At 45.5% G+C, this 8,139-nt stretch carries 5 protein-coding genes and 1 pseudogene; 2 read left to right on the top strand and 4 right to left on the bottom strand.

Features of this window, described 5'->3' with window-relative positions; genetic code table 11:
• The first annotated feature begins 143 nt into the window (after window positions 1–143).
• Window positions 144–1,667 carry a lysine--tRNA ligase gene (lysS, locus tag V7K97_RS13190; RefSeq protein WP_334801485.1) on the top strand — a complete coding sequence of 508 codons (1,524 nt, stop codon included), beginning with the start codon at window positions 144–146 and terminating at the stop codon, window positions 1,665–1,667.
• 92 nt (window positions 1,668–1,759) lie between these two features.
• Here the strand turns inward: lysS and purF are convergent, their stop codons facing one another.
• The 4 genes from purF to V7K97_RS13170 form a co-directional block, all read right to left on the bottom strand.
• On the bottom strand, window positions 1,760–3,265 hold the full coding sequence (gene purF / locus V7K97_RS13185; protein ID WP_334801483.1) for an amidophosphoribosyltransferase: 1,506 nt from the start codon (window positions 3,263–3,265) through the stop codon (window positions 1,760–1,762).
• 414 nt (window positions 3,266–3,679) lie between these two features.
• Entirely contained in the window at window positions 3,680–6,088 is a 2,409-nt protein-coding gene (purL, locus tag V7K97_RS13180) for a phosphoribosylformylglycinamidine synthase subunit PurL (RefSeq protein ID WP_334801481.1), read from the bottom strand.
• A 43-nt stretch (window positions 6,089–6,131) separates the two neighbouring features.
• Window positions 6,132–6,548, bottom strand: a complete 417-nt coding sequence (locus tag V7K97_RS13175; RefSeq protein ID WP_334801480.1) for a type II toxin-antitoxin system death-on-curing family toxin — start codon at window positions 6,546–6,548, stop codon at window positions 6,132–6,134.
• Window positions 6,549–6,758: 210 nt separating this feature from the next.
• On the bottom strand, window positions 6,759–7,073 hold the full coding sequence (locus V7K97_RS13170) for a hypothetical protein (RefSeq protein ID WP_334801479.1): 315 nt from the start codon (window positions 7,071–7,073) through the stop codon (window positions 6,759–6,761).
• A 548-nt stretch (window positions 7,074–7,621) separates the two neighbouring features.
• Between V7K97_RS13170 and V7K97_RS13165 the strand changes: the two are divergent.
• Window positions 7,622–8,139: pseudogene (locus V7K97_RS13165) on the top strand (hypothetical protein); the annotation flags it as partial.

The following is an 8,139-nucleotide window of genomic DNA, read 5'->3' as shown; positions in this document are numbered from 1 at the left end:
AGAAGTGATTGAAGCATGGGTACAAACTAAACTTGATCAAACTGATGAACTTTGAGAAATTTTGGATAAGAATTTAGACATTTAGTTTATCTCTCAACTTTGGCAGCATCTATAATTAATCTTGCCCTATTTAGTTCGTTACCATGTCGGAAGAAGATATCCGAGCCGCCAGGCTGGAGAAAGTAGAACAACTCAAGCAGCTAGGGACTAACCCTTATGCCTATCGTTGGGAATCTACCCATCATGCAGCGCAGTTGCAAGAACAATTTGCCGATTTAGCCAGTGGTGAAGAAGTTGATTTAGAAGTTGCCATAGCTGGACGCATTATGGCGCGTCGCGTTTTTGGTAAATTGGCTTTCTTCACCTTGCAAGACGAAACCGGTACAATTCAGCTTTATCTGGATAAAAATCGCATTCAAGAAGGTATGGCAGATATTGATGCCGATGCCTTCAATCACTTAAAACAACTTACAGATGCAGGCGACATTCTGGGAGCCAAAGGTACTATTAAACGGACTGAAAAGGGCGAGTTATCTGTCTACGTTAAACAATATACTATCCTCACTAAATCCCTGTTGCCCCTACCCGACAAGTGGCATGGATTAACGGATGTTGCCAAGCGCTACCGTCAGCGCTACGTTGACTTGATTGTAAACCCGGAAGTGCGGCAAACTTTCCGCCGTCGCGCTCAAATTACTGCTGGTATTCGCCGCTATTTGGAACAGCGAGATTTTCTGGAAATTGAAACGCCAGTTTTGCAAAGTGAGACTGGGGGCGCAGATGCGCGTCCATTTATCACTTACCACAACACTTTAGAAATGGAGTTGTATCTGCGAATTGCCACAGAACTCCATCTCAAGCGGTTAATTGTGGGTGGTTTTGAAAAGGTGTTTGAATTGGGGCGGGTTTTCCGCAATGAGGGAATTTCAACTCGACACAATCCCGAATTTACGACGATTGAAGTTTACCAAGCTTACGCCGATTACAACGATATGATGGTGCTGACTGAGGGGATTATTACCACTGTTGCCCAAGAGGTACTCGGCACATTGGAAATAACCTACCAAGGGGAACCGATAGATTTAACACCACCTTGGCGGCGAGTGACAATGCACGATTTAGTTAAAGAATTTACAGGCTTGGATTTTAATTTGTTCCAAAGTTTGGAAGATGCCAAAACAGCAAGTAAAAATGCTGGTATTCCTGGTATAAATGAAGCCCAGTCAATTGGTAAGTTACTAAATTTAGCCTTTGAAGAGAAGGTAGAAGCCAATTTAATTCAACCTACCTTTGTAATTGATTACCCTGTAGAAATTTCGCCCTTGGCAAAACCTCACCGCTCTCAACCTGGTTTGGTGGAAAGATTTGAGTTATTTATAGTTGGGCGAGAAACTGGGAACAGCTTCTCAGAACTTACCGATCCTATCGATCAAAGAGAACGTTTTGAAGCACAAGCGGCGCGGAAAGCTGCTGGTGACTTAGAAGCCCAAGGTGTAGATGAAGACTTTCTCACAGCTTTGGAATATGGTATGCCGCCTACAGGTGGTTTAGGGATTGGGATTGATCGGTTAGTGATGTTATTAACTGATTGTGCCAGTATTCGGGATGCGATCGCCTTCCCCTTACTCAAACCAGAAAAATCAGAATCATCCCCAGAAGAATCCTAATCTTTCACGCCATTCCTTAATCCCCTCCTCGCTTGCGGGGAGGGGAGACAAAGCGTAGCTTTGGCGGGGTGGGGTTCTTCAGTTTTAAGCCCCTACACCACTACCTTTTCTAAGATCAGCTTAGAACGTTTCACTTGCTCAGGAATCGCCACTGGGTAATCTCCAGTGAAGCAAGCAGAACAAAAACTATTGGTGTCTTCTCGTGTCGCTTCTAGCATTCCCTCCCAACTTAGATAGGCGAGGCTGTCTACTTCCAGTTGCTTGCCAATTTCTTCCACTGACTTGGTAGCAGCAATGAGCTGATCTTGAGAATCGGTATCGATGCCATAGAAGCAGGGATGAGTTACAGGCGGAGAAGAAATTCGCATGTGTACTTCGATTGCACCTGCGTCACGCAAGGTTTTGACTAGTTTACGGCTGGTGGTACCGCGAACAATTGAGTCATCGACAATAATGACTCGTTTACCTGCCAGCACATCTTTGAGGGGGTTGAGTTTCATCCGAATACCCGACTCCCGCATGGCTTGGGTTGGTTGAATGAAAGTTCGCCCAACGTAGCGATTTTTAATCAGTCCTTCCATGTAAGCGACACCAGAAGCTTGAGAAAATCCAATGGCAGCAGGTATACCAGAATCAGGAACACCAAAAACAATATCGGCATCTACATTAGATTCTTGTGCCAGTTGCCGCCCTAACCGTATCCGATAGCTGTACAAACTCTCGTTGTGCATGATGCTATCAGGGCGGGCAAAGTAAATCATTTCAAAAATACACAATTTCCGCTCAGATTTTTGACTCCAATGATCAGAAGCCAAACCTTCTTCAGTAATCCAAACTAATTCACCTGGTTCTACGTCTCGCAGATATTCGGCTCCAATGATATCTAAACCACAAGTCTCGGAAGCCAAAACGTAACGAATTGGATTACCAGCTAAAGTACCAATTACTAGGGGGCGAATGCCATTGGGATCGCGGACACCCATAACGCCACTGGGAGTGCCAATGACTAAACTAAAGGCTCCTTGGCAACGGTGAAATGCTTGAGTTGCACCTTCTAGCCAATCTGCACCAGCATTGACGGCTTCAGCGATCGCAAAAGCGATCATTTCTGAGTCTGTTGTCGTGATTAAGTTACATTTATTCTCAAGCAACTCTTGACGTAATCGCACTGTGTTGACTAAATTGCCATTATGTGCAAGCGCTAATGAACCTAAACGGGTTTCTAGCACTGCGGGTTGGGCATTAACTCTGCGACTAGAACCTGTGGTGGAATAACGAGTGTGACCAACAGCAAGGCTACCAGGCAATTGATCCAAGATGGACTCATTGAAAACTTGAGACACCAAGCCCATATCCTTGTGGAGATGTACTTGTGTTCCCTCAAAGGTGGCAATACCAGCTGATTCTTGACCCCGATGCTGGAGGGCATACAATCCAAAGTAGGTCAGTTTAGCAACGTTTTCTCCTGGGGCGTAGATGCCAAAAACACCACAAGCTTCTTCTGGCTTGTCAGGCTGATTTTCATGACTATTGATTGGGTTGTTGGTCTGGTCGGGGTCGGGGTATTCATCCGAAGTGACAGAATGAATAGAAATCATGCTAGCTTTGCTCCTGGTGGGGGGGTCAATCAATTTTGGATTTGAGACTTCGGCTACGCTCAGTCGAACGATTGACGATAGCGGAGTGTTAGCGAGTCCGCGTTCGCGCAGCGTCTCGTAGAGAGCGTCTTTTGGATTGATCGCACCGTGGTAGGGATGCGGCTTGGGATTTAAGAATGGCTATTTTAGATTTGTTTCGCTTACTAGGAGCAAGACATAAACCAGAAGCAATGCCCCCAATCCAAAATCTAAAATTCAAAGTCTAAAATCGGTAGTCAAGTCACTGGGATTATATAGATGGTGGTAGAGTTCTTAATAAATCTTTAACCATCCATTAAAACAGTACCGTAATTATGTTCAAGAAAGTTAACAAAAGAGTTAGGAGTTATGCTTTTTATTCCTAACTCCTGACTTTTAACTCCTAACTTCTTCAGGGGTAGTGGTGTGGATGTTGATACGTCTAGCGATGGCATGGGAATAGCGATCGCTCATGTCTTCGATACTAACTTTGATTAAGGCTTGATTATCAGTGGTGAAAACCCTCAAATCTGTCTCAAAATTGCCGACTGTACCTAGAATTCGCCAATCTTGACCGAGATGTTCGTGTAAGTATGATTCCCAGATTGCTTGTTGTGCTGATGTTACAGAGACTAAAATCCTGGCACCACCTTCGGCAAACAGCACTTCATCTAGGCGATTTGACTGTGTTGATGCTATTTCTAAATTGATTTCGGCACCAAGGTTGCCAGCAATACAACATTCGGCTATGGCGATCGCCACTCCTCCCTCAGCACTATCATGGGCTGAACGTACCCAACCATTACGAATTCCTTCACGACAAACTTTCTGTACACGGCGTTCCAAGTCAAAATCTACCCGTGGCGGTTTTCCGGCAACTGTCCCGTGGATAGTGGCTAAATATTCAGATGCTCCCAAACTGATTTTCGATGTCAGAGGCAATCCGAGAAGATAAATCACATCACCGGATGTTTGCCAACCTTGACCACAAATTTTGGTTATATCGGGAATCAAGCCCACCATACCGACAACAGGAGTGGGATAAATGGGTTGGGGGATGCCTTGAGAATCAAGAGTTTCGTTGTATAAAGAAACATTTCCGCCTGTGACTGGTGTCGCCAATTCTCGACAACCTTCCGCCAAGCCGCGACAAGCTTCTGCCAATTGCCAGTAACCAATGGGTTTTTCTGGAGAGCCAAAATTAAGGTTATCTGTCACCGCCAGAGGTTCTGCACCCACACAGCTAAGATTTCGTGCAGCTTCTGCCACCACTGCCTTAGCTCCTTCGTAGGGGTCAAGATAAACATAACGAGGATTGCAATCTACTGTGGCAGCAACTCCTGATTGGGGATTTGGGACTTCGGCTTCGCTCAGTCGAACGATTTGGGATTTTAGATTGGGGATTTGTTCTAAGGGGCGCAAACGGATAACGGCTGCATCTGCACCACCTGGAAGGATGACAGTATTATTTTGTACTTGATGGTCATACTGACGATATACCCAATTTTTAGAAGCGATCGTGGGTGTATCGAGCAAAGTTAAGAGAATATCATTCCAACTTTGCAGGTTTCCTTCGAGTTCTATTCCAGCAGTTGTGCAATCAGGTAAGGAATCAGCAGTCCATTCCCAAGCTTTACGCGCATATTCTGGTGGTTCTGTCAATAACTCCCGGTGATATAGTGGGGTATTTTCCGCCAAAGCCTCAGCCGGAATTTCTGCTGCTACTTCACCCTGAAAAAAAATCCGCACGATGGGTTCAGCGATGACTGTCCCGGCGACAACGGCTTGAAGTCCCCAACGGTGGAAAATGTCAATTAATTCCTGCTCACGCCCCTTATGGGCCACAAACAGCATTCGTTCTTGAGATTCTGAAAGTAGATATTCATAAGGAACCATCCCCGTTTCTCTGACGGGAATCTTATCTAAATCCAGTTCAATTCCCACACCGCCTTTTGCCGCCATCTCTGAAGTAGAACAGGTAATGCCGGCTGCTCCCATATCTTGGGCGGCGACAACTGCACCCGTCTTAAACGCCTCCAGACAAGCTTCAATTAAAGACTTTTCTAAAAATGGATCGCCCACTTGCACCGCCGGGCGATCGTCTATTGACTGATCGCTCAATTCTGCACTAGCAAAACTCGCGCCTCCCATACCATCGCGGCCAGTGGTGGAACCAACATACAGCACCGGGTTGCCTAAGCCAGATGCTCCAGATTTGACGATTTCTGCTGTTTCCATCAACCCCAGTGCCATAACGTTCACCAGAGGATTACCAGAGTAAGCAGAGTCAAAGTAAACTTCACCACCAACGGTAGGTACCCCAACGCAGTTACCATAATGGGCAATCCCTGATACTACGCCTTGGAACAGCCTTTGAGTTTTGGCATCTTCTAGGGAACCGAAACGCAGGGAATTTAATAGAGCAATGGGACGCGCACCCATTGTAAAAATATCTCTGAGAATACCGCCTACTCCCGTTGCGGCTCCTTGAAATGGTTCGACAGCTGAGGGGTGGTTGTGGGATTCAATCTTAAAGGCTAGTTGGAGTCCGTCACCCAAGTCTACAACACCAGCATTTTCACCAGGTCCGACGAGGATGCGATCGCCATCGGTGGGAAATTGTTTGAGTAGAGGTCGTGAATTTTTGTAACAGCAATGCTCTGACCACATCACGCCAAACATTCCCAGTTCAGCTTTGTTGGGATGACGGCCTAACCGACGGACAATTTCTGCGTATTCTTCTGGTTTAAGACCTTCAGCCGCAATTTCTTGGGGAGAAAAGGCTGGTTTTGAGGTTGCAGTCATGGAAGTAATGCACTCTGGGGGGACAGAGCATTATTCTATCGATTTACTTGCACTGTAGGTGCAGTTCCAGAAATGCAGATAATTCTTCTTTGGATATTTCTTTCTGAACTACTTGAATCACCAAGTTGTAAGCTTGCTCTTGAGATAAGTTGAGAGTATAGCCATTTAAAATCAAAAAAGTGAGCATAACAGCAAAAGCGGTGCGCTTGTTGCCATCAAGAAACGGATGGTTCATTGCTAAATGGTACAGGTACGCTGCTGCTTGCTCGTGAATTGTTGGATGGAGAAGTTCACCGCCAAAAGTAGCTTGAGGTTGTGCCAGTGCTGAATCTAGCAAACCTTCGTCTCTAACACCTAATGTTCCACCAAATCTTTGAATTTGGCGTTGGTGAATATCTAAGACTTGAGAAATATTAAAAGGGAACAGGGAACGGGCAACAGGGAACAGGGAAATCCCCATAATTAAAATTAGGGGATTTGTACAAGGACGTATTTTTTCTTGCGCTACGCGTCCCCTTAAAAAATGTTTTTATTTCTTTCATAAATAAATTTAGTTGCTCTGTACCCTAAATCTTCTCCTGGCAAAGACGCTGCGCGAACGGGGCTAATTCTTGCACTGTTAAGAGTTCCCTCTTCCCTGTTCCCGCCCCGAAGGGGCTTGGTCAGAAATTTAGGAGTCTGCAAGGTGACGGAATACCTCTTCCCATTTTTTTTCAACTGCTAAGTAAGCCTGCCATACTTCTTCATCTGAGGCAATTTGATTTGAGGGAGTATTTTGTAATTCGTCTTCGTTTTGTTCAATTTCGCGGAAATATTCGGCAAAATCAGGAATATTTAATAATAGTTTTTCAGTAGCTTCGCTTGATTCTGTTTTTTGTAAATAAGCAATAATTGCAACTGCTACTGGCAACTTCTCAGGAGAAAGTTGACGCAAACGGCTTTCGGCTTCTGATAAATAGGTGCTGTGCTTTTGTTCTGTTGCCATTGTTATTCCAAGCTAGGTTTGTTGCAAGATGTTGTGAATCAGTTTTGCTGCTAACTCTAGCTTATCGCGCTGAGTCAGGGACTTGCGATCGCAACGTAGTGGAGTGAAACAATCCCATATCTGGCCATCGCATCACGCTGCGATGGAAGTATTTCTAGTATTGAATGGTTTTGAGATTAACGCCCAGTGGATGAACAAAAGTAGGTAATTTTACAAGTTGCGTCTGGTGAGTTAGTTCTAAAGATAGATTGTACTAAATCGTGAAATACTGGTAATTGTACTGATAATTACAAAGTAATAAAATTCTCTTTACTTGTAAATGCCTATCAGCCTATTAGATGACGCGATACCTTCTCTGCGAGACGCTGCGCGAACCCTAACGCACCTGCGGAATGTGGGGTTTAATGCCCTGGAATCTGATTAATTCCTTGGAACGCAGACTCAATCACTGAATGGCTTTTGGAAAAAGGATTCCGAGAATTTTTTGAGAGACTGATCGTCAAAATGAGCAAACTGACCTGACTAACCTAATTAAAAGGATTTTGATTATGCCTAAACTTACCGTTCCACCCAATTTCATTGGCACCCCTGGTTCCGACACTTTAATCGGGGAACAGTTAAATGTATCTCCAGCAATAGGTATCGATATTTTAACTGGAGGTTTCATTTGTACGCGCTCAGGGAATGACACCATTAAGGGCACGGGTGCTGGCAGCATCGGCGACTTTAATCAGGGCGGAAATGGGACAGGCATTGCTAATAGTGGCAGTCTCAATGCAGGGGACGGAGAAGACGCGATCGCCGGCACAGGGAAGGGCGGCAAGGGCGGCGATGTTAAAGGCGGTGACGGCATCGCCGGTGGAGATGGGACAGGCATTGCTAACAGTGGCAGTCTGAATACAGGGGACGGAAACGACGCGATCGCTGGCACAGGTACTGGCGGTAACGGCGGCATAGATCAATTCAGTGGTGGCGACGGTGGAGTTGGGACAGGCATCGCTAACAACCGTGGCAGTCTGAATACAGGGAACGGAAACGACAGGATCACCGGCACAGGTACTGGCGG

The sequence above is a fragment of the Nostoc sp. genome (assembly GCF_036917815.1).
Lineage (GTDB): Bacteria > Cyanobacteriota > Cyanobacteriia > Cyanobacteriales > Nostocaceae > Nostoc.
The sequence above is the reverse complement of the archived record's forward strand: the minus strand, read 5'-3'. Positions and strand labels throughout refer to the sequence as shown.